Source organism: Acidovorax sp. 210-6 (assembly GCF_010020825.1).
Classification (GTDB): domain Bacteria; phylum Pseudomonadota; class Gammaproteobacteria; order Burkholderiales; family Burkholderiaceae_C; genus Simplicispira; species Simplicispira sedimenti.
The window spans coordinates 2,253,430-2,273,150 of sequence record NZ_JAACJE010000001.1 but is presented as its reverse complement, the minus strand read 5'-3'; the positions used below and the strand labels follow the sequence as shown (position 1 = coordinate 2,273,150).

General features: G+C 65.3%; 17 protein-coding genes. 8 read left to right on the top strand and 9 right to left on the bottom strand.

The window, feature by feature from the left end:
* Positions 1-3: 3 nt before the first annotated feature.
* Genes GWK50_RS10445 through dapC form a run of 3 tightly spaced genes read right to left on the bottom strand, consistent with a single transcriptional unit; the run spans position 4 to position 3,256 of the window.
* Complete coding sequence (locus tag GWK50_RS10445; protein WP_162016452.1) at positions 4-1,173, bottom strand: PilT/PilU family type 4a pilus ATPase; 1,170 nt, start codon at positions 1,171-1,173, stop codon at positions 4-6.
* 47 nt (positions 1,174-1,220) lie between these two features.
* Positions 1,221-2,045, bottom strand: a complete 825-nt coding sequence (gene dapD / locus GWK50_RS10440) for a 2,3,4,5-tetrahydropyridine-2,6-dicarboxylate N-succinyltransferase (RefSeq protein WP_162016451.1) — start codon at positions 2,043-2,045, stop codon at positions 1,221-1,223.
* Positions 2,042-3,256 (bottom strand): succinyldiaminopimelate transaminase, encoded by a 1,215-nt coding sequence (gene dapC / locus GWK50_RS10435; RefSeq protein ID WP_162016450.1) that lies wholly within the window; start codon positions 3,254-3,256, stop codon positions 2,042-2,044. The genes dapD and dapC overlap by 4 nt, the downstream gene beginning before the upstream one ends.
* A gap of 199 nt (positions 3,257-3,455) precedes the next feature.
* Here dapC and GWK50_RS10430 point away from each other — a divergent pair, with 199 nt between their 5' ends.
* Positions 3,456-4,976 (top strand): methyl-accepting chemotaxis protein, encoded by a 1,521-nt coding sequence (locus tag GWK50_RS10430; RefSeq protein WP_242455349.1) that lies wholly within the window; start codon positions 3,456-3,458, stop codon positions 4,974-4,976.
* 6 nt (positions 4,977-4,982) lie between these two features.
* On the opposite strand, the gene GWK50_RS10425 is transcribed toward GWK50_RS10430, so the two are convergent.
* A complete protein-coding gene (locus tag GWK50_RS10425; protein WP_162016449.1) occupies positions 4,983-5,657 on the bottom strand; it encodes an RnfABCDGE type electron transport complex subunit B in 675 nt (224 codons plus the stop codon).
* Positions 5,658-5,662: 5 nt separating this feature from the next.
* Positions 5,663-7,264 carry a polyhydroxyalkanoate depolymerase gene (phaZ, locus tag GWK50_RS10420; protein ID WP_162016448.1) on the bottom strand — a complete coding sequence of 534 codons (1,602 nt, stop codon included), beginning with the start codon at positions 7,262-7,264 and terminating at the stop codon, positions 5,663-5,665.
* 196 nt (positions 7,265-7,460) lie between these two features.
* Here phaZ and GWK50_RS20035 point away from each other — a divergent pair, with 196 nt between their 5' ends.
* Positions 7,461-10,208 (top strand): EAL domain-containing protein, encoded by a 2,748-nt coding sequence (locus GWK50_RS20035; protein WP_162016447.1) that lies wholly within the window; start codon positions 7,461-7,463, stop codon positions 10,206-10,208.
* 31 nt (positions 10,209-10,239) lie between these two features.
* Here GWK50_RS20035 and dusA read toward each other — a convergent pair whose 3' ends face one another.
* Together dusA and GWK50_RS10405 are read right to left on the bottom strand one after the other, a co-directional pair.
* Entirely contained in the window at positions 10,240-11,241 is a 1,002-nt protein-coding gene (dusA, locus tag GWK50_RS10410) for a tRNA dihydrouridine(20/20a) synthase DusA (RefSeq protein ID WP_162016446.1), read from the bottom strand.
* The gene (locus GWK50_RS10405; protein WP_162016445.1) at positions 11,241-12,158 is read right to left on the bottom strand and encodes a folate-binding protein YgfZ; all 918 of its coding nucleotides are present in this window, start codon (positions 12,156-12,158) and stop codon (positions 11,241-11,243) included. Before GWK50_RS10405 ends, dusA begins: the two co-directional genes overlap by 1 nt.
* A gap of 37 nt (positions 12,159-12,195) precedes the next feature.
* Here GWK50_RS10405 and mltG point away from each other — a divergent pair, with 37 nt between their 5' ends.
* The 6 genes from mltG (at position 12,196) to GWK50_RS10375 (ending at position 17,068) form a co-directional block, all read left to right on the top strand.
* The gene (gene mltG, locus GWK50_RS10400; protein ID WP_162018081.1) at positions 12,196-13,188 is read left to right on the top strand and encodes an endolytic transglycosylase MltG; all 993 of its coding nucleotides are present in this window, start codon (positions 12,196-12,198) and stop codon (positions 13,186-13,188) included.
* Positions 13,185-13,862, top strand: coding sequence for a dTMP kinase (gene tmk / locus GWK50_RS10395; RefSeq protein WP_162016444.1), 678 nt, complete (start codon positions 13,185-13,187; stop codon positions 13,860-13,862). The genes mltG and tmk overlap by 4 nt, the downstream gene beginning before the upstream one ends.
* Positions 13,859-14,899: a DNA polymerase III subunit delta' gene (locus GWK50_RS10390; RefSeq protein ID WP_162016443.1), complete on the top strand. Its 1,041-nt coding sequence runs from the start codon at positions 13,859-13,861 to the stop codon at positions 14,897-14,899. Before tmk ends, GWK50_RS10390 begins: the two co-directional genes overlap by 4 nt.
* Positions 14,896-15,255: a PilZ domain-containing protein gene (locus tag GWK50_RS10385; protein ID WP_162016442.1), complete on the top strand. Its 360-nt coding sequence runs from the start codon at positions 14,896-14,898 to the stop codon at positions 15,253-15,255. Before GWK50_RS10390 ends, GWK50_RS10385 begins: the two co-directional genes overlap by 4 nt.
* A gap of 329 nt (positions 15,256-15,584) precedes the next feature.
* A complete protein-coding gene (locus GWK50_RS10380) occupies positions 15,585-16,394 on the top strand; it encodes a TatD family hydrolase (protein ID WP_162016441.1) in 810 nt (269 codons plus the stop codon).
* Positions 16,391-17,068, top strand: a complete 678-nt coding sequence (locus tag GWK50_RS10375) for an ankyrin repeat domain-containing protein (RefSeq protein WP_162016440.1) — start codon at positions 16,391-16,393, stop codon at positions 17,066-17,068. The genes GWK50_RS10380 and GWK50_RS10375 overlap by 4 nt, the downstream gene beginning before the upstream one ends.
* A gap of 22 nt (positions 17,069-17,090) precedes the next feature.
* Here the strand turns inward: GWK50_RS10375 and msbA are convergent, their stop codons facing one another.
* Both msbA and GWK50_RS10365 read right to left on the bottom strand, forming a co-directional pair.
* Positions 17,091-18,890, bottom strand: a complete 1,800-nt coding sequence (msbA, locus tag GWK50_RS10370; protein ID WP_162016439.1) for a lipid A export permease/ATP-binding protein MsbA — start codon at positions 18,888-18,890, stop codon at positions 17,091-17,093.
* Between the two features lie 83 nt (positions 18,891-18,973).
* A complete protein-coding gene (locus GWK50_RS10365; RefSeq protein WP_162016438.1) occupies positions 18,974-19,618 on the bottom strand; it encodes a TetR/AcrR family transcriptional regulator in 645 nt (214 codons plus the stop codon).
* Between the last annotated feature and the right edge of the window lie 103 nt (positions 19,619-19,721).

Sequence of the window (19,721 nt, the reverse complement as noted above, 5' to 3'; positions counted from 1 at the left end):
GCTTCAGGACTCGGGCTTGATGTCGAGCACGATTTCGGTGAACGACGGTGCGTCGTCCTGTTGTTGGGCATCTCGCGCGTCCTTGCTGGCCTGGGCGGCCTTGGCGGCGAGCGAGAAGTCGTTTTGCAGGCGCCACATCAGGTTGGTGGGCGAATCGGCATAGGCCAGGCCCTCCTTGCGGTCGATGCGGTTTTCCAGGATGAGGCGCGCCAGGTCTTCCTCGAAGGTTTGCGAGCCTTCGGCCATGGATTTTTCCATGGCCTCGCGCACACCGGAGAAGTCGCCTTTTTCGATCAGATCGGCCACCAGCTTGGTGTTGAGCATCACCTCCACGGCGGGCAAGCGCAGGCCTTCGGTGGTGCGCACCAGGCGCTGCGAGATGATGGCCTTGAGCGCTGCAGCCAGATCGCCCAGCAGCGTGGGACGCACTTCGACGGGATAGAAGCTCAGCACGCGGTTGAGCGCCTGGTAGCTGTTGTTGGCATGCAGCGTGGCCAAGCAGAGGTGGCCCGACTGCGCGTAGGCGATGGCGGCAGACATGGTCTCGCGGTCGCGGATTTCGCCGATCAGAATCACGTCCGGTGCCTGGCGCAGCGCGTTCTTCAGGGCGATCTGCAGCGACTGGGTGTCGCTGCCGATCTCGCGCTGGTTGACGATGGACTTGCGGTTGCGGAACTGGTATTCGACCGGGTCTTCGATGGTCAGGATGTGGCCGGTGAGCAGCCCGTTGCGCTTGTCGATCATCGAGGCCAGCGAGGTGCTCTTGCCTGAGCCAGTGGACCCCACCACCAGGATCAGGCCGCGCTTTTCCATGATCAGATCGCCGAGCACGGCTGGCAGGCTCAGTTCACTCAACTCCGGAATGTGCTGGCTGATGAAACGAATGACCACCGCGTAGCTGCCACGCTGGCGCATGGCGCTGACGCGAAAGCGCCCCACACCTGTGAGCGGAACACCCATGTTGAGCTCGCCGGTTTCTTCCAGTTCTTCGATGCGGTCCGGTGAAACGACTTCGGCCAGCAGGTTCTTGGGGGCCTCGGGCGGCAGGATCTGGTTGTTGATCTGCACACACTCGCCATTGATCTTGATCAGCGCCGGCGCATTGGCCGACAGGTACACGTCCGAGGCTTTTTTTTCGGCCATCAGGCGCAGGATGCGTTCCATCGTGCTCATGCGGTTGTCCCTTCGTGGTGCGTGGTTCCGGCGTGATCGGGCGTGTATCAGTCGCGCAGCAGGTCGTTGAGGCTGGTCTTGGCGCGGGTCTGGGCATCCACGCGCTTGACGATGATGGCTGCGCTCAGGCTGTAGCGTCCGCCATCCTTGGGCAGACTGCCGGCAACCACCACCGAGCCCGCAGGGACGCGGCCGTAGGTGATTTCGCCGCTGGCGCGGTCGTAGATGGGGGTGCTCTGGCCGATGAACACGCCCATGCTGATGACGCTGTTTTCCTCGACGATCACGCCTTCGACGATTTCCGAGCGCGCGCCGATGAAGCAGTTGTCCTCGATGATGGTCGGGTTGGCCTGCAGGGGTTCGAGCACGCCGCCCAGGCCCACGCCGCCCGACAGGTGCACGTTCTTGCCCACCTGCGCACAGGAGCCGACGGCGGCCCAGGTGTCCACCATGGTGCCTTCATCGACGTAGCCACCGATGTTCACGAACGAGGGCATCAGGATCGCGCCCTTGGCCACGTAGCTGCCGCGACGCACCATGGCGGGCGGCACCACGCGCACGCCCGTGGCGGCCATTTCCTCGGCGCTCAGGTTGGTGTACTTGGGGGGCACCTTGTCGTAGAAATGCAGGTCACCCGCGCACATGATTTCGTTGTCACGCAGGCGGAAGGACAGCAGCACCGCCTTCTTGATCCACTGGTGCACAGTCCATTGGCCCACGGCCTCGCGCGTGGCCACGCGCAGGCGGCCGCTGTCGAGCTCGGCAATCACATGTTCCACGGCATCGCGCACCTCGGCGGGGGCGGTGCTGGCAGAGAGACTGGCGCGGTTGTCCCATGCGGATTCGATGGTGCTCTGGAGATTCTGGGTCATGGATGCTGAACGGTTTGCGATTGGATGAATTGGACGATGCGCTGCGCGGCTTCCACGCACTCGGCGGTTTCGGCCACCAGCGCCATGCGTACGCGGCCTGCACCGGGGTTGCCGCCTTGCGCATCACGCGCGAGGTAGCTGCCGGGCAGCACCGTGACATTGTATTGAGCCAGCAGGGCGCGTGCGAAGTCGGTGTCGCTCATGCCCAGCGCGGGCGGCACACCGGCCCATAGGTAAAACCCGGCATCGGGCAGTTGCACGTCCATCACCGGTGTGAGCAGGGGGGTGACTTGGGCGAATTTGGCACGGTAGAGAGCACGGTTTTCCACCACGTGCTGTTCGTCGTTCCAGGCCGCCACGCTGGCGGCCTGCACGGCCGGCCCCATGGCACTGCCATGGTAGGTGCGGTAGAGCAGGAACGCCTTGACGAGCTGTGCATCGCCCGCGACGAAGCCGCTGCGCAGCCCCGGCACGTTGCTGCGCTTGGACAGGCTGGTGAAGGCCAGAAGGTTGCGGAAGTCCTTGCGGCCCAGGCGTGCCGCGGCCTCCAGGCCACCCAGGGGGGGCTCGTCGCGGAAATAGATTTCGCTGTAGCACTCGTCGGAGCCAATCACAAAGCCGTGCCGGTCTGCCAGGGCGAACAGTTTTTCCCACTCGGCCAGCGGCATCACCGCACCCGTGGGATTGCCTGGTGAGCAGACAAACAGCAATTGTGTGCGCTGCCACACCGCCTCGGGCACGCTGTCCCAGTCCACCGCAAAGTTGCGTGCCGGGTCGCTCGGGGCGTAGTACGGCGTGGCACCCGCCAGCAGCGTGGCGCCTTCGTAGATTTGATAGAAGGGATTGGGCAGCACCACCAGGGGCTCGCCCGCGCTGGGGTCGATCACCGTTTGCACAAAGGCAAACAAGGCCTCACGCGAGCCGTTGACGGGCAAGACCTGCGTTGCGACATCCACCTGCAGGCCGTAGCGGCGCTGCATCCAATCGGCAAAGGCCTGGCGCAGGCGCGGTTCGCCAGCGGTGGCTGGATAGGCCGAAAGGCCACCCAGGCCTTCAATCAGCGCCTGCTGGATGAACGCTGGCGTGGCATGGCGGGGTTCGCCGATGCCCAGGCTGATGGGGCGGTGTGCGGGGGAGGGGGTGATGTCGGCAAACAACTGCCGCAGCCGCTCGAAGGGGTAGGGCTGCAATCGGGAAAGCAGGGGATTCATGGGGCGTGATTATCGGCGAAGGCTTTCTTTGCCCGTTGTTGCGGTGCAGGATGGCTTTTGTAGGTTGTTGTAAGTAAAGTGAACGCGAGCGCTATCAAAATAGATGCACGTTGTCCCGACGCGGGTGAGCCACCGCCCACGCGACGCATGTGTACGGGCCGCCGCGGCAACGCTTTTTTTCGTAACGGAAAGGACGACCATGGACCCCCGGCAATCCCCAGTGCTGTTGCAGCCAGGGCTCTGGCTCATGCAGCGCATGCACTTTGCAGGAAAGCTCACCCTGCTCGGTGCGGTGGTGGTGGGCTTGCTGCTGACGCTTGCGCTATTGGCCAGCACGGGTGCCGATACAGCCTGGTTTTGGGCTGTATTGGGCGTGGGTGCAGTGGTGGTGCTGTATCTGTTGCTGGCCTTGCATGCCAACCTGAGCGTGGGGTTGCGGCAGTTGGCCCATGCCATGGAACGGTCGGCCCAAGGTGACCTGTCGGTGCGCGTCAACACCCAAGGTCAGGACGAGGTGGCCGAGCTGATGCGCATGCTTGACCGTATGGTGCAGACCTTGTCCTCCATGGTCGCCGACATCCGCAGCAACGCTGCTTTGGTGAGCCAGGCAGGTCAGAGTCTGGGGCGCGACAGCCGGGCTCTGGCAGAGCGCACTGAGCAACAGGCCGCCAATCTGGAGCAAACGGCTGCCAGTGTGGAGGAATTGTCCAGCACGGTTCAGAACAACCAGCAAAGCGTACGATCTGCCGACGAGCGTGCCAGCCGGGTCAGCCGCGACGCCGCCGAGGGTGCACAGGCCATGCAGCGGGCGGTGCAGTCGGTACAGGGTATTCAGCAGGGTGCGCGGCGCATGAACGAGATCATCGGCGTGATCGATGGCATTGCCTTTCAGACCAACATCCTGGCGCTCAATGCCGCTGTGGAGGCCGCACGTGCGGGCGAACAGGGCCGAGGTTTTGCCGTGGTGGCCTCTGAAGTGCGTACGCTCGCCGGGCGATCGGCCGAAGCGGCGCGTGAAATCCGCGCCCTCATTGGCACCACGGTCCAACAGGTGGAAACCAGCGCCGGACTGATCGGCTCAGCGGGGCAGGGCATCAGCCAGATGACCGATGCCATCCGTACGCTGGCGCATACCATGTCGGAGATTGCGACCTCTGCGGCCGAACAGAGCACAGGCTTGCAGGAGATCAGCACGGCGGTAGGCCAGCTGGACCAGATCACCCAGCAGAACGCGCAAATGGTGGAATACGCCGTTGCCCAGACAGAAAACCTGCAGGGCCGTGCCAGCACGCTGGCCCAGGCCGTGGCTTCCTTCCGGTTGCAGCAGGGTACGGCAGACGAAGCGGTGGCGTTGGTCACGCAGGCAGCGCACCTGCACCGGCGGACAGGGCGCGAGCAATTCTTGCGCACCATCACCGACCCGGCGCAGCCTTACCACGACCGCGACATGTACGTTTTTGCCCTGGACCGCGCAGGCACTTACCTGGCCTTTGGCGGCAATCCAGCCAAGGTGGGCACGCGGGTGCAGGACATCCCAGGCATCGCCGGAGATCGTTTGGTGAACGACATCGTCGCCCAGGCCGAGCGAGAGCCTGGCTGGGTGGAATACGACATCCAAAATCCAAGCACCGGCAAGGTGCAGACCAAGATGTCCTTTGTGTGCCAGCTGGATGATTTGTACGTCGGTTGCGGCGTTTACAAGACGTTGGCCAGCAGGTAAGCCGCTCTATCGCGGTGTGGGCTTGCGCATGGCTCGGGCGCGTGCCAGGGCCTGAGCAATGGCAGCCTGGCGAGCGGCCTGGGGATCGACACTGGTATCCGTCGTTGCGGTGTGTTGAACCGGTTTTTGGGGCGTTGTGGAGATGGCGCTGGTTTCGGCCCGGGCTTGGGGTGCAAGCCGCTGCTGGTGCTGCGCATAGCGCTGTCGAGCGTGTTGCGCCTGCTCCGCTGACCAGGCGTCCCAACCCGTGGCGCTGCCACTGGCGTTGACGGGAATGATGCAGTCCACCGGGCAGGCGGGAATGCACAGGCCGCAGCCCGTGCAGTCCTCGGCCAGCACGGTGTGCATCAGTTTGTTGGCTCCCACGATGGCGTCGACCGGGCAGGCCTTGATGCACAGTGTGCAGCCGATGCACCAGTCTTCGTCGATGACCACCACGCTGCGCGGTTCTTCGGTGCCGCATTCGGCATCCAGAGCCCGCACGGGCCGTCCGGTCAGCGCGGCAAGCCTCACCACACCCTGGGCTCCGCCAGGCGGGCAGCGGTTGATGTCCGCTTCTCCCACCGCCATGGCCTGGGCATATGCGGCGCAGTCTTCGTAGCCGCAGCGCTGGCACTGCGTCTGCGGAAGCGCATCCAGCAAGCGCTGGGAGAGCGCGGTAGATGACGTGGTGTCAAGCAAGGCGGTCAGGCAAGCTTGGTGCTGCGGGGGGGCTTCTTGGCAGGCGCTTTCTCCGCTACGGTCGCGGCTTGCGCCAGGGCTGCAGGTGCCTCCGCGCCAGCCCAGCGTGTGGCGGGTGCGGCAAGCACCTCTTTGGCCGCCGGTGCGTTCTCTGGTGCTTTGGCTTGGATTGCAACGGGGGCGGGCTTGCTCGCTTTGGGCGTGCCACTGCGTGCCGACCGGGTGGTCACAGGTGCTGCAGGCTTGGCTTTGACTGGAGGTTTCGCCGGTTTGGGTGGTTGGGCCTTGGCGGGGCTGGCGGGAGCGGCGGGGGCGATCGCTGCCACAGGGGCGCTGGAATGGCGAGCCTGGTGTTCACGGATGAAATCCCGAACCTGGGGATAGACGGACTCGCGCCAGCGCCGGCCGCTGAAGATGCCGTAGTGGCCTGCGCCCTTGACTTCGATATGGCGCTGCTCCTTGGAAGGCAGTCCCGTGCACAGGTCGTGCGCGGCGCGGGTCTGGCCGGCGCCGGAGATATCGTCCAGCTCGCCCTCGATGGTGAGCAGTGCACCCTGGGTGATGTCTTGTGGGCGCACGCGTTCGAGCTTGCCTTCAGGCGAGCGCACATCCCAGGTGCCGTACACCAGGCGGAATTCCTGGAACACGGTCCGGATGGTTTCCAGGTAGTAATGTGCGTCCATGTCGAGCACGGCGTTGTACTCGTCGTAGAACTTGCGGTGGGCCTCGGTGCTGCTGCCGTCACCTTTGATCAGGTTTTTGAAGTAGTCATAGTGGTTGACGGCGTGGCGGTCGGGGTTCATGGCCACAAAGCCAGCGTGCTGCAGGAAGCCGGGGTACACGCGGCGGCCCGCACCGGGGAAGTTTTCGGGCACGCGGTAGATGACGTTGTTCTCAAACCATTCGAAGCTGCGTTCGCTGGCCAGGTTGTTGACTGCGGTGGGCGACTTGCGAGCGTCGATGGGCCCGCCCATCATGGTGAGCGACAGGGGTGTCATTTCCCCCCGGCTGGCCATGAGCGAAACCGCCGCCAGCACGGGCACCGTGGGCTGGCACACGCTGACCACGTGGCAGTTGCCGTAGGTCTTTTGCAGGTGGCGAATGAACTCCTGGACGTAGTTCACGTAGTCGTCCAGATGGAAATCCCCCTCGGTCAGCGGCACTGTGCGCGCATTGAGCCAATCGGTGATGTACACCTTGTGGTCGCTGAGCATGGAGCGCACCGTCTCGCGCAGCAAGGTGGCGTAGTGGCCGGACAGCGGCGCCACGATCAGCACCACGGGCTGGCCCTTGAGCTTTTCCAAGGTTTTGGGGTCGTCGGAGAAGCGCTTGAAACGGCGCAGTTCGCAGAAGGGCTTGTTGACCTCCACGCGCTCGTGGATGGCGACCTCCACCCCATCGACCGGAACGGTCTTGATGTCAAACGTGGGCTTTTCGTAGTCTTTGCCGAGGCGGTAAATCAGGTCGTAAGCCGCAGCGATGCGCTGGGCCAGGGGCGTTTTCTGCAGTGGTGACAGCGGGTTGCTGTAGAACTTGGAAGCCGCCAGCGCGAAATCGGCAAAGGGCTCCATGAAGGAGCGCTGGGTTTCGTAGATCTTGTAGAGCATGGGGCGATTCCGAAAATGTTGCAGTGCAATATAGCAGCATTTGCTTACGGGTGCATGCAGTGAAATCACCAACTTCTGGTCACTCAGGCGACAGTGCCATAAGGTATCGTGACAGTTCAGCATAATGTTCTGGTCACGACTAATAGGCCTTGCCGCCTTGGACCCCTACCAGCCCTGACGCAGGGACTTCGCCTTCATGCACGAAACCGCGCAATTGCCGCTCCAAACCACACCCGCCGTCAGCGGTTGGCGTCGGCCTGCCTGGGTGTCATTGGGGTTGATGCTGTTTTTTCTGTGCTTGACGGCGCTGTACTGGTACACCGAACGATTGGCGCACCAGCACCGCAAGCAGCAGGCCTTTGCCATGGCGGTGGATCGGATGGCCTTCAGTTTCAAGAGCCGCATGGACACCTACAAGATGGTGTTGCGCGGCGTCAAGGGCTACCACGACGGCTCGGAACAGATTGATCTGCGCGAGTTTCAGGCCTATGTGGCGGCGCTGAATCTGCAAGACACCGTGCCGGGGCTGCAAGGCATTGCGTATGTCAAGCGGCTGAAGGCCGAGCAAGCCCTGGACCATGTGCGACAGGTGCGCGCCCAGGGCAACCTGCAGTACCGCATCTGGCCCGAGGGTGAGCGCGCAGAGTATTCCCTGATCACCCACATCGAGCCGGCGGATCGCCTCAACCAGTTGGTCTTGGGTGTTGATGTGGGCACGATGGCCGCCGAAGTCCAGGCGCTGGAGCGTGCGCGCGATACGGGTGAACTCGCGCTGACGGCCGCGGTGCCCCTGCGCCAGTTTGAAGGCACATCGCAACCCCTGGGCATGGTGCTGTACCTGCCGCTGTACCAGGGCGGCACCTTGCCGGAGACGGTGCCGCAGCGGCGCGATCGCCTGGTGGGCTGGGTTGCCGCGCCTTTTCGGATGCAGGATCTGTTGCAGGGAATGCGCCAACAATTGGACAAGGACATTGACCTGGCCATCTATGACGGTCCTGCGGTCGATGCGGCCCTGCGGCTGACACCGCCCGTGGATGTGCCCAGTGGTGCGCTTGAAGAGGTTCGGTGGCTTGAACCGGGGGGGCGGCAATGGACTCTGGTCATGCGCGCCTTGCCCGGATTTGACCAGCGCTGGCGCGACACGGGCCCGGGCTTGGTTGCCTTGTTGGGTGGAGCGCTGAGCCTGCTGGTGAGCGGTATGGCCTGGGTGTTGTCCACGGCCCGCGAACGTGCGCTGGCGCTGGCCACGCGCATGACGGAGAACCTGCGCAGTACCCGTGACGAGTTGCAGAGCACACTCAACGCCATCCCCGACCTGTTGTTTGAACTGGACCCGGACGGGCGCATCCAGAGCTATCGTCCTGGCGGCGCCGACCTGCTGGCGGCCCCGGCAGAACTCTTCGAAGGCCGCCTGCTGCAGGACGTGGTCGGGCCGGAAGCGGCCGCCGGTTGCCGAGCCGCCTTGGAGGCGGCACAGCGTACCGGCCATTCCACCGGGCACCAGTTTGCGCTGAACCTGGGAGGGCAGACGCGCTGGTTTGAACTGTCCCTGGCGCGCAAGGGGGATGAGGGGGCGCCCCATGCCCAACGCCTGGTGGCACTCTCGCGCGACATCACCGAGCGCAAGCAGTCCGAGGCACGTACCCACCAGTTGGCATATTTCGATCCGTTGACGGGTCTGGCCAACCGGCGCATGCTGCTCGATCGGCTGGACAACGCCCTGGCCTGGGCGCGCAATTCCCACGAAGTGGGCGCGCTGCTGTTCATCGACCTGGACAACTTCAAGCAGATCAACGATGCGCGGGGCCACCGGCTGGGTGATGCGCTGCTGTTGCAGGTGGCACTGCGGCTGGAGGGGCTGCTGCGCCCAGGCGATACCTTGGCGCGCCTGGGCGGAGATGAGTTTGTGCTGCTGCTCAACGATGTGGCGCCCGACATGGAGAGCGCAGGACGCGCAGCCTTGCTGGTTGGAGAGCAGGTCCGAACCGCACTGGAGCCCCCCTACAACATCGAGGCGCACCACTACAGCAGCACCGCCAGCATCGGCATCACCCTGTTTCCCAAGCACGCCGAAGGCGTGGAAGACCTGCTGCGTGAGGCGGACACCGCCATGTACCGCGCCAAAGACCTTGGGCGCAACCGGATCTGCTTCTACGAAGAAGCCATGCAGGCCAATGTGCAGGAGCGCCTGGCGCTGGAGCAGGACTTGAAGAAGGCCATGGGCGCCGGCGAATTGACGGCCTATCTGCAGCCGCAGGTCGCGCCCGATGGCAGGGTGGTCGGGGGTGAATTGCTGATGCGCTGGAGCCACCCGGTACGTGGCAGCGTGCCACCGTCGCGCTTCATTCCGGTGGCCGAATCCTCAGGCCTGATCCTGCGCATGGGGGACTGGATGCTGCAGCAGGCCTGCGAGGCGCTGGCGCGACTGCAGTCGGCGCAGCGCCTGGTATCGCTGTCGGTGAATGTGAGTCAGCGCCAGTTCCGCCAGGACGACTTCGTGGAGCGCGTGCGCGCCGTGCTCGAACTCACCGGCGCTCCGGCCGACCATCTGATCCTGGAAGTGACGGAAAGTCTGTTGATCGAGGACCTGGAGCACACCATTTCCCGCATGACCGAACTGGTGCGCATGGGCGTGCGCTTTTCCATCGACGACTTCGGTACCGGCTACTCCAGCCTGGCCTACCTCAAGCGATTGCCCCTGTTCGAGCTCAAGATCGACCGCAGCTTTGTGCAGGACACCCCGGACGACCCCAACGACACAGCCATCGTGCAGTCGATACTCTCCATGGCCAGCCACCTCGGCCTGCGCGTGGTGGCGGAAGGGGTAGAGACGCGTGCACAGGCCGACTTTCTGACCGCCAGCCGATGCGATTGCCTGCAGGGCTACCTGTTTGGTCGCCCCGAGCCGCTGGAGGGCTGGCTGCAGCGCCACCTGGATTCTTGATTGCCCTGCCGCACGTGTGCGGACCAAGAACTCAGGCGCGAGCGGTGCCGGCAGCGCGGGCCTGCGCTGCCACTTCGCGCGCAGGCAGGTCCTTGAGGCGGTGGTCGCTCCACACCTGGCGCCAGCGCCGGGCGCCGCTCAATCCGTGGCGCAGGCCCAGCATGTGGCGTGCGATGGCGTACCAGGGCGTGCCGTACTGCGCGGCTTCGCGCTCCATGTAGTCCACCATGGCGTCTTCCACGGCCTCCACGCTCAGCTGGCGTTCGGGTGCGCCAAAGTACAGACTGTCCCAGCGCGCCAGCCACCAGGGGTTGTGGTAGGCCTCTCGGCCCACCATCACACCATCGACATGCTGCAGTTGTTCCTGCACGACCTCGTCGGTGCAGATGCCGCCGTTGATGGCAATGGTCAGGTGCGGGAAGTCCTGCTTGAGCCGGTGCACCACTTCGTAGCGCAGCGGCGGGATGTCGCGGTTTTCCTTGGGAGAGAGGCCTTGCAGCCAGGCATTGCGCGCATGCACGATGAACACCTTGCAACCGGCGTCCTGCACGGTGCCGATGAAGTCGCGCACAAAAGCGTAGCTCTCCTCCTTGTCGATGCCGATGCGGTGCTTGACCGTCACGGGTACCTCCACCACGTCCACCATGGCCTTCACGCAGTCGGCCACCAACGTGGGCGACTTCATCAGGCTGGCGCCAAAAGCACCGCGCTGCACCCGGTCACTGGGGCAGCCGCAGTTGAGGTTGATCTCGTCGTAACCCCACTGTTCGCCCAGGCGTGCGGCCTGGGCCAGCTTGCCGGGCTCGTTGCCGCCCAGCTGCAGCGCCACGGGGTGTTCTTCGGCGTTGTAGCGCAGGTGCCGCTCGGTACCACCAAACAGGATGCCACCCACATTAATCATCTCGGTGTACAGCAAGGTGTGGCGCGTGAGCAGGCGATGAAGGTAGCGGCAGTGGCGGTCCGTCCAGTCCATCATGGGCGCCACGGACATGCGCCAGGGGCTGGCGCCCGGCGCGGAGGCTGGCGGTTGCATCAGAGGTCGTCGCGCAAGGGATAGGGCAGGGTGCCCAGGGTCAGAGCGGGGCCATCGGGGGCACCTGCATGCAGGTCACCCGCTTCGGCTGCGACGATCTGGAGCGAAACGATGGCGTCCCACCCGCCGCCTGGCGCAGCCGCTGTCTGCACCACGGTACCGCAGGCCTGCTCGGCGTCCTGGGGGCTGAACACCTCGGCGCCCACGTTCAGCGGGGCCTCGGCATGGGCGATGTAGGCACGGCGCTTGATGGCACCGCGGAACTGGCTGCGCGCCACGACCTCCTGGCCGGGATAGCAGCCTTTCTTGAAACTCACGCCATCGACCGACTCGTAGTTGAGCATCTGCGGCACAAAGGCATCCACCAGCGGTGCGCTCAGCGTGGCCACGCCGCTGTGCACCTCGCCCCAGGCCCACAGTGCGGGGTCGAGTGGGGCGCCTGCCGGCAGGGCTTCGGCGGCCGGGGCCACCCACAGTGCGCGCGGCTGGCCCGCTGCCGGAGGCAGGTGCACCACGCTTGCAGAGCCAAAATCGGCCTTGAGCCACATCGGTTGTGCGCTATCAGCTATTGAATTGATAGCATCTCCGGCCAGCCCAGCAATGCGCAGCTCAGCACTGGCGTCGCTCAGGCGCACCTTGGCGCGCAGCACGAACATGCTCAGGCGCTTGAGGGTGGCGGCCAGCAGGTCGCGCTGGCAGACCAGCCACACCTCGGTGGGGCTGCGCTTGAAGCCGATGAAGCTTGCCTGCATGCGGCCCTTGGCCGACAGAAAGGCGCACAGGCGCGCGTGCGCCAGGTCGAGGAGGGCAAAGTCGTGGGTGAGCTGGCCGTGAAGGAATTTGGCGGCGTCTTCGCCTTCGGCGCGAATGACGCCCAGGTGGTCGAGTGGGGCTACGCCCTGGAGCATCGCAGTCATCCCTCCATTATGATGCCCGGTTCTTCACTCTACTGGCATCAGGGTTGTGCGCCGACTTCTCGTTCTGGCATTGATAGTGGCCACCGCGCTGGGGGCTGCGGCATGGGCTTGGCTGCATGCGCCGCTGCCCATGGGCAGCGAGCCGCTGGAGCTGGCCATCGAACCCGGCACGCCGCCGCGCACCATTGCGCGTGACATCGAGCGCGCAGGGGTGCGTGTCGATGCGCGCCTGCTGTTTGCCTGGTTCCGCCTGTCGGGCAAGGTGCGCGAGATACGCGCGGGCAACTACGAGATTCCGCCCGGCACCACGCCCATCGCACTGCTCGACAAGCTGGTGCGCGGCGAGGAGTCGCTGCGCAGTCTGACCTTGGTGGAGGGCTGGACCTTCCGCCAGATGCGCGCCGCGCTGGCCCGCGAGGAGCTGCGCCACGACACCGCCAGTTTGTCGGACGCTGAGATCATGCAGCAGCTCGGCCGCCCCGGCGTGCCCGCCGAGGGGCGCTTCTTCCCCGATACCTACGCCTATGCCAAGGGTTCCAGCGATCTGGCCGTGCTGCGCCGCGCATTGCACGCCATGGATCGCCACCTGGAAGCCGCCTGGGCGCAGCGCAGTGCCGACACGCCGCTCAAGAGCGCCGATGAGGCACTGGTCCTGGCCAGCATTGTCGAAAAGGAAACCGGCCAGGCGGCCGACCGGCCGCAGATCGCCGGGGTGTTTGCCAACCGCCTGCGCACCGGCATGCTGCTGCAGACCGACCCGACCGTGATCTACGGCCTGGGCGAGAAGTTTGACGGCAACCTGCGCAAGCGTGACCTGCAGACCGACACGCCCTGGAACACCTACACCCGTACGGGCCTGCCACCCACGCCCATCGCCATGCCGGGCAAGGCCTCGCTCATGGCAGCGGTGCAGCCCCAGGCGACGCGGGCCTTGTACTTCGTGGCGCGTGGCGATGGCAGCAGCCATTTCAGCGCCACGCTCGAAGAACACAACCGCGCCGTCCAGCGCTACCAACTGCAAAAGAAATGACCCCAGGTTTGTTCATCACCTTCGAGGGGATCGATGGCGCGGGCAAGTCCTCGCACATCGAGGCACTGGCGGCCGCCTTGCGCAGCGCTGGGCGCAGCGTCACCGTCACACGTGAACCGGGCGGCACCCCGCTGGCCGAAAAGCTGCGCACGCTGCTGCTGGGCGAACCCATGGATGCGCTCACCGAGGCGCTGCTGGTGTTTGCCGGCCGGCGCGACCACCTGCGCCAGGTCATCGAGCCTGCGCTGGCCCGAGGCGAAGTGGTGCTGTGCGACCGCTACACCGATGCCACCTTTGCCTACCAGGGCGGTGGGCGTGGCTTCGATTGGGATTTGCTATCGATATTGGAGCGCATGGCGCAGACGGGGCTTGCCATGCAGCCCGATTTGATGCGTGAACCTGACCTGACCTTCTGGTTTGATCTGCTCCCGGCCACGGCGGCGCAGCGCTTGGCCGCGGCCCGCACGCCCGACCGGTTCGAGTCGCAGGACGAGGCCTTTTTCACGCGCGTGGCCCAGGGCTATGCCCGGCGCGCCCAGGCGGCACCGCAGCGCTTTGCCCGCCTGGATGCGGCACAGCCCCGCGATGCGGTGTGGGCCCAATTGCTGCAGGTGCTGGCGCAGCGTGGTTGGCTGGCACAGGCCGCCATGCCGGGGCAGGAGGGCGGGGCGTGAGCCAGGGTTCGGGCAGCACCGCTGCACCACCGCCCTGGATTGCCGCCCAGCGCGCGCACTTGCTGGCCCAGCGTGGCCATGCCTGGCTGCTGCACGGGCCCTCGGGCCTGGGGCAGTTTCCCTTGGCTCTGGAGCTGGTGCGCGCGTGGCTGTGCGAATCCCCGGCAACGGATGGCAGCGCCTGCGGCCAGTGCGCCAGCTGCCACGCCATCGACGTGCACACCCACGCCGACCTGTGCGTGCTCATGCCCGAAACCGAGATGCTGGCCCAAGGCTGGCCCTTGCCCGAAAAGGCGCAGGCCGAGATCGACGACAAGAAGCGCAAGCCCAGCGCCGAGATCCGCGTGGAGGCCATGCGCGACGCCGTGGAGTTTGCCCAGCGCACCAGTGCACGCGGCCGGGGCAAGGCTGTGCTGGTGTACCCGGCCGAACAGATGAACCACGTGACCGCCAACGCCTTGCTCAAGACGTTGGAGGAGCCGCCCGGTGACGTGCGTTTTGTGCTGGCCAGCGAGGCGGCGCACCAGTTGCTGCCCACCATCCGCAGCCGCTGCCTGGGCCATGCCATGGCCTGGCCCGATGATGCGCAGATGCAAGCCTGGCTGGCCGCGCAGGGCGTGTCCGGCCCAGCCGCGCAGGCCTGGTTGCGCGCTGCAGGCGGGCGTCCCTACGATGCACTGCAACTGGCCCACAGCAGCCTGGAGCCGCAGGCCTGGGCCGACTTTCCCAAGGGCTTGCTGCGCGGTGTGCCCACCGTGCTGGCGCAGGCCAGCCCGGCGCAGGCCATCACCGCGCTGCAAAAGCTTTGCCATGACCTCATGGCTGTGCAAGTGGGTGCCGCGCCGCGCTACTTTGCCGCCGCCGACCTGCCGCCCGCGCCTCCGCTGGCAGCGCTGACCCGGTGGTCGCGCGCGCTCTTGCAGGCTGCGCGCACAGCAGAGCATCCCTACAACACAGGCCTGATGCTGGAGGCGCTTGTCGCCCAGGCACGAAACACCCTACACTCGCCCTCAACGTCACCGTCCGCTAGACCATGAGCACCCCCTCCACAGCGCCCCGTCCCAGCGTCATGCAGCTGGCCATCAAGGAAAAGGGCGCCTTGCATGCAGCCTACATTCCGTTCTTTGAAGAGGGCGGCATCTTTGTGCCCACCACGCGCGAATACCGCTTGGGCGATGACGTGTATGTGCTGCTGACGCTGCCTGACGACCCACAGCGCTACCCGGTGGCGGGCCGTGTGGCCTGGGTCACGCCAGCGCGTGCCGGGGGCAACCGCACGCAGGGCGTGGGCATCCAGTTTCCCAAGGACGAAAAATCGCGCCAGCTCAAGGTGAAGATCGAGCAGATCCTCGGCGCAGCGCTGGGTTCGGACCGCCCGACGCAGACCATTTGAGCGTTGCATTGTTTGTTTGCCGATCCGTGTCCGCGCGGGTCGGCTTTGTTTTTCTAGTGTAGTGTTTCACTCTGATTGGCACTTTCAGCCAGTGGCCAAGGGGTCAGCTGCTAGGCGCAGGGGCGCAGGCATAACGGGTTACGTCAAGCCACTGCAACAACGCAGATGGCCCCTTGGCCACTGGCCCGAAGGGAGCCCTGAAAAAGCTGCCCAGCGTCGTTGCAGCGCTTGGCAAGGGCACCACCATTGCCTGCGCGCTGCGCCTAGCCGGGCAGCTTTTTCGGGGCTCTGAAAGTGCCAATCAGAGTGAAACACTACACTGGCCAGTCATGTTCACCGATTCGCATTGCCACCTCACCTTTCCGCAACTGGCCGAGCAGTTGCCTGCCATCCGCGCCGCCATGCAGGCGGCGCAGGTCGATCGGGCCCTGTGCATCTGCACCACGATGGAAGAATTTGCCGACGTGCATGCGCTGGCCACGGGGTATGACAACTTCTGGTGCTCGGTGGGCGTGCACCCCGACAACGAGGGGGTGACCGAACCCACGGTGCAAGACCTGCTGGACCGCGCGGCCCTGCCGCGCGTGGTCGCCATCGGCGAGACCGGGCTGGACTACTACGGCATGGAAGACCGCAAGGGAGGGCGCAGCGTGGCCGACCTGGAGTGGCAGCGCGAGCGTTTTCGCACCCACATCCGCGCCGCGCGCGCCTGTGGCAAGCCCCTGGTGATCCATACGCGCAGTGCCTCGGACGACACGCTGCGCATCCTGCGCGAAGAGGGCGAGGATGGCAGCGCTGCCAGCGCGGGCGGCGTGTTCCATTGCTTCACCGAAACCGCCGCCGTGGCGCGCGCAGCACTCGATCTGGGCTACTACATTTCGTTCTCGGGCATCATTACCTTCCGCAACGCGCAAGACCTGCGCGATGTGGCCGCCTTTGTTCCCATGGATCGCATGCTCATCGAAACCGACAGCCCCTACCTGGCGCCCGTGCCCTACCGAGGCAAGACCAACAGCCCCGCCTACGTGCCCGAAGTGGCACGCCAGATCGCCGCCGTGCGCGGCATGGCCGTGGAGACCGTGGCCGAGGCCACGGGCCGCAACTTCGAGAGCCTGTTCAAGGGCGTGGTGCAGCCATGAGCGCGTTGACCTTGGCGCGCCGCAGCCTGCTGGCTCTGGCCTGTGCGGCCTGCCTGCCGGTGCGGGCCGGTTCCTACGAAGACTTCTTTGTTGCCGTGGTGCGCGATGATCCTGGCGCCATCAATGCGCTGCTGCAACGTGGCTTCGATCCCAACACGCGCGATCCCAAGGGGCATGTCGGTCTGACGCTCGCCCTGCAGAACGGTTCGTTCAAGGTGTTCGATGCCCTGTTGCAGGCCCGTGGCCTGCAGGTGGATGCCCGCAACACGCAGGACGAGAGCCCCTTGATGATCGCTGCCCTGCGCGGCCAGGTGCAGGCCGTGCGCAGCCTGATCGAGCGCGAGGCCGACGTGAACAAAGCCGGCTGGACGCCGCTGCACTACGCGGCCACGGGCACCACACCGCAGCAACCCGAGGTCATCGCCCTGCTGCTGGAGCACCATGCCTACATCGATGCGGAATCCCCCAACGGAACCACGCCGCTGATGATGGCGGTGCACTACGGCACGCGTGAATCGGCAGAGCTGCTGCTCAAGGAGGGGGCCGACCCGGCGCTCAAGAACAAGTTGGGGCTCAGCGCGGCCGACTTTGCCCTGCGCGCCAACCGCAAGGACATGGCCGACCTCATCGCCGCAGCCATCCGCCAGCGTCAGCCCAACCGGGGGCGCTGGTAGATCGCTTTTCAGCGGCTGCGTTTCATTCGTCCTGCGGGCGCGCCTGCAGGCGGGCATACAGGCCGCCCTGGGCCAGCAGCTCTGCGTGCGTGCCTTGTTCCACAATCCGGCCGCGCTCCATCACCACCACGCGGTCGGCATGTTCGATGGTGGACAGCCGGTGCGCAATCACCAGCGTGGTGCGGCCCTGCATGAGCCGTTGCAGGGCGTCCTGCACCAGGCGTTCGGATTCGGTGTCCAGAGCCGAAGTGGCTTCGTCCAGGATCAGAATCGGGGCATTCTTGTACAGTGCACGCGCGATCGCCAGGCGCTGGCGCTGGCCGCCTGAGAGCTGTGTGGCGTTGTGACCGACCAAGGTGTTCACCCCTTGGGGCAGGCCTTCCACATAGGCCGAGAGGTTGGCGGCTGCCAGGCATTCGTGCACGCGTTGCAGATCCACATCCTGACCCAGCGCCACGTTGGCGGCAATGCTGTCGTTGAACATCACCACGTCCTGGCTCACCAGGGCGAACTGCGCGCGCAGCGCCGTCAGGTCCCAGTCCTGCACGCGGTGGTCGTCCAGCAGCACCTCGCCTGCGCTGTGCTGCACAAAGCGTGGCAGCAGGTTCACCAGCGTGGTCTTGCCTGCGCCAGAGGGGCCGACCAGGGCCACCACCTCACCGGGCTGCACCTGCAGATCGACACCACTCAGCGCGGGCGCCTGGTCGGCTGCAAAGGCCACGCGCACCCCGCGCAGCGTGATGGCACCGCGCGCGTGGCCGGGGGCGTGGCTGCCGCCAGTCTCGGCAGGGGCGTGGCCCAGCAGGTTCAGGCCGCGCTCCAGCGCTGCCACGCCGCGTGTCAGGGGGCTGGCAACGTCTGCCAGGCGGCGGATAGGGGCAATGAGCATCAGCATGGCCGTGATGAAGGCCACAAAGCCGCCCACGGTCACGTCCTGGGCGGCAGCGCCAACACCGCGGCTTTGCCACAAGGCCACGCAAATCACGGTGGACAGGGCTGCAGCGGCCAGCAGTTGGGTCAGCGGCGTCATGGCCGAGGAGGCGATGGTGGACTTGATCGCCAAACCACGCAGCCGGCGGCTGAGCGCATCGAATCGCTTGGCCTGTGCGGGCTGCGCACCATGCAGGCGCACCATGCGGTGGGCGAGCACGTTTTCCTCGACCACATAGGCCAGTTCGTCGGTGGCCTGTTGGCCGCTCTTGGTCAGGTGGTACAGGCGCCGCGAGAGGGTCTTCATGATCCACGCCACGCCGGGCACGACCACCGCGACGATGAGCGTGAGCTGCCAGTTCAGGTACAGCAGATACACCAGCAACGCGACCAGGGTGAAGCCATCGCGCGAAATGCTCAGCAGCGCCTGGACGATAAGGGACGCACCGGTCTGAACTTCATAGACCACGGTGTTGGACAGGCTGCTGGCTGACTGGCGCGTGAACAGTCCCAGTTCGGCCGCCAGCAAACGGTCAAAAAGCTGCCGGCGCAGTGCCAGCATGCCTTCGTTGGCAATGCGGGCCAGGGCGTATTGCCCGACAAACTGGGACAGCCCGCGCACCAGAAAAATGCCCATGATGGCCGCTGGAACCATCCAGAGCTGCAGCGTGCCCTGGGTAAAGCCTTGGTCCAGCAAAGGTTTGAGGAGCGCGGGAATGAGGGGTTCGGTAATGCCCACGGCCAATGTGGCAAGCACGGCAGCCGTCCAGGCCCATCGGTGGTGCAGACCGAAATACACCGACAGGCGCGCCAGCCGCGCGCGCAATGGCTCGTCAGGGGCCGCAGAACTGGTGCTGGGGGAATGCTGAGGGCTGGCGTCTGGAGCGGGCATGAGGGCGAGATTCTACTTTTAGCGGGTGTTGGCAAACGCCCCGGCGTTCACTGTGGGGGCCGGCAGGAGTGGCCAAGGAGGATTCAGTCGGCTGACATCGCCCGCCACAGGATGTGAAACAGCTCATCGAACTGTGCGGTCAATGGGCGTTTTTCGCCACGCACGATGTGCATCAGCACCACGCGGCCGACGATGCCCATGAACACGTCCAGCAACACCTTGCTGGACACCCGGTCGTTCAGCACGCCGCGTGCCTGGCCGTCCTTGAATACACCCAGAAAGGCGCTCATCAGTTCCGGGCTCTCGTAAATGCCGATGTTCTTGTGCCGCGACACGGGCACGGCGGTGAACATCAGCAACATGACGGCCGGGTGTTTGTCCATGTAGTCCAGCGTGACCCAGCAGGTTTTGCGCAGGCGCTCGCGCGCGTCGTCGATGCCCTGCAGGTGGTCGATCATGCGCTCTGCCAGGCGTCCCAGCATGATGTCGAGCATGCTGTACACCAGCGCTTCCTTGCTCCCGAAGTATTTGTAGATGGTCTGCAGCGATACGTTGGCGCTGCGGGCCACGTCGTGCAGGCTCACTTCGTGGAAGTCGCGGCTGGAAAACAGGTCCAGCACCGCTTTTTCCACGCGGGCGAGCGTGTCGCTGCGCATGGCAGTCAGGGGTGCCTTGGGGGAGAACTCTGCGGTGCCTGGGCTGGCTTCGGGACGATGGCTTTCCGACATGGTAATTGATATTACCAAATGGTGATGTTGCCAGTGAAACGCAGTTGCGTCACCTTGCGCGATGGTTCCGTATTGGTCACCATGCGAACTGTTGCGTTACCTG

Bases quoted from the DNA above. Each gene is read 5' to 3' on its own strand.
- GWK50_RS10445 (WP_162016452.1), bottom strand. From the start codon at position 1,173: ATGAGCACGATGGAACGCATCCTGCGCCTGATGGCCGAAAAAAAAGCC.
- dapD (WP_162016451.1), bottom strand. From the start codon at position 2,045: ATGACCCAGAATCTCCAGAGCACCATCGAATCCGCATGGGACAACCGC.
- dapC (WP_162016450.1), bottom strand. From the start codon at position 3,256: ATGAATCCCCTGCTTTCCCGATTGCAGCCCTACCCCTTCGAGCGGCTG.
- GWK50_RS10430 (WP_242455349.1), top strand. From the start codon at position 3,456: ATGGACCCCCGGCAATCCCCAGTGCTGTTGCAGCCAGGGCTCTGGCTC.
- phaZ (WP_162016448.1), bottom strand. From the start codon at position 7,264: ATGCTCTACAAGATCTACGAAACCCAGCGCTCCTTCATGGAGCCCTTT.
- GWK50_RS20035 (WP_162016447.1), top strand. From the start codon at position 7,461: ATGCACGAAACCGCGCAATTGCCGCTCCAAACCACACCCGCCGTCAGC.
- dusA (WP_162016446.1), bottom strand. From the start codon at position 11,241: ATGCAACCGCCAGCCTCCGCGCCGGGCGCCAGCCCCTGGCGCATGTCC.
- GWK50_RS10405 (WP_162016445.1), bottom strand. From the start codon at position 12,158: ATGACTGCGATGCTCCAGGGCGTAGCCCCACTCGACCACCTGGGCGTC.
- tmk (WP_162016444.1), top strand. From the start codon at position 13,185: ATGACCCCAGGTTTGTTCATCACCTTCGAGGGGATCGATGGCGCGGGC.
- GWK50_RS10385 (WP_162016442.1), top strand. From the start codon at position 14,896: ATGAGCACCCCCTCCACAGCGCCCCGTCCCAGCGTCATGCAGCTGGCC.
- GWK50_RS10380 (WP_162016441.1), top strand. From the start codon at position 15,585: ATGTTCACCGATTCGCATTGCCACCTCACCTTTCCGCAACTGGCCGAG.
- GWK50_RS10375 (WP_162016440.1), top strand. From the start codon at position 16,391: ATGAGCGCGTTGACCTTGGCGCGCCGCAGCCTGCTGGCTCTGGCCTGT.
- msbA (WP_162016439.1), bottom strand. From the start codon at position 18,890: ATGCCCGCTCCAGACGCCAGCCCTCAGCATTCCCCCAGCACCAGTTCT.
- GWK50_RS10365 (WP_162016438.1), bottom strand. From the start codon at position 19,618: ATGTCGGAAAGCCATCGTCCCGAAGCCAGCCCAGGCACCGCAGAGTTC.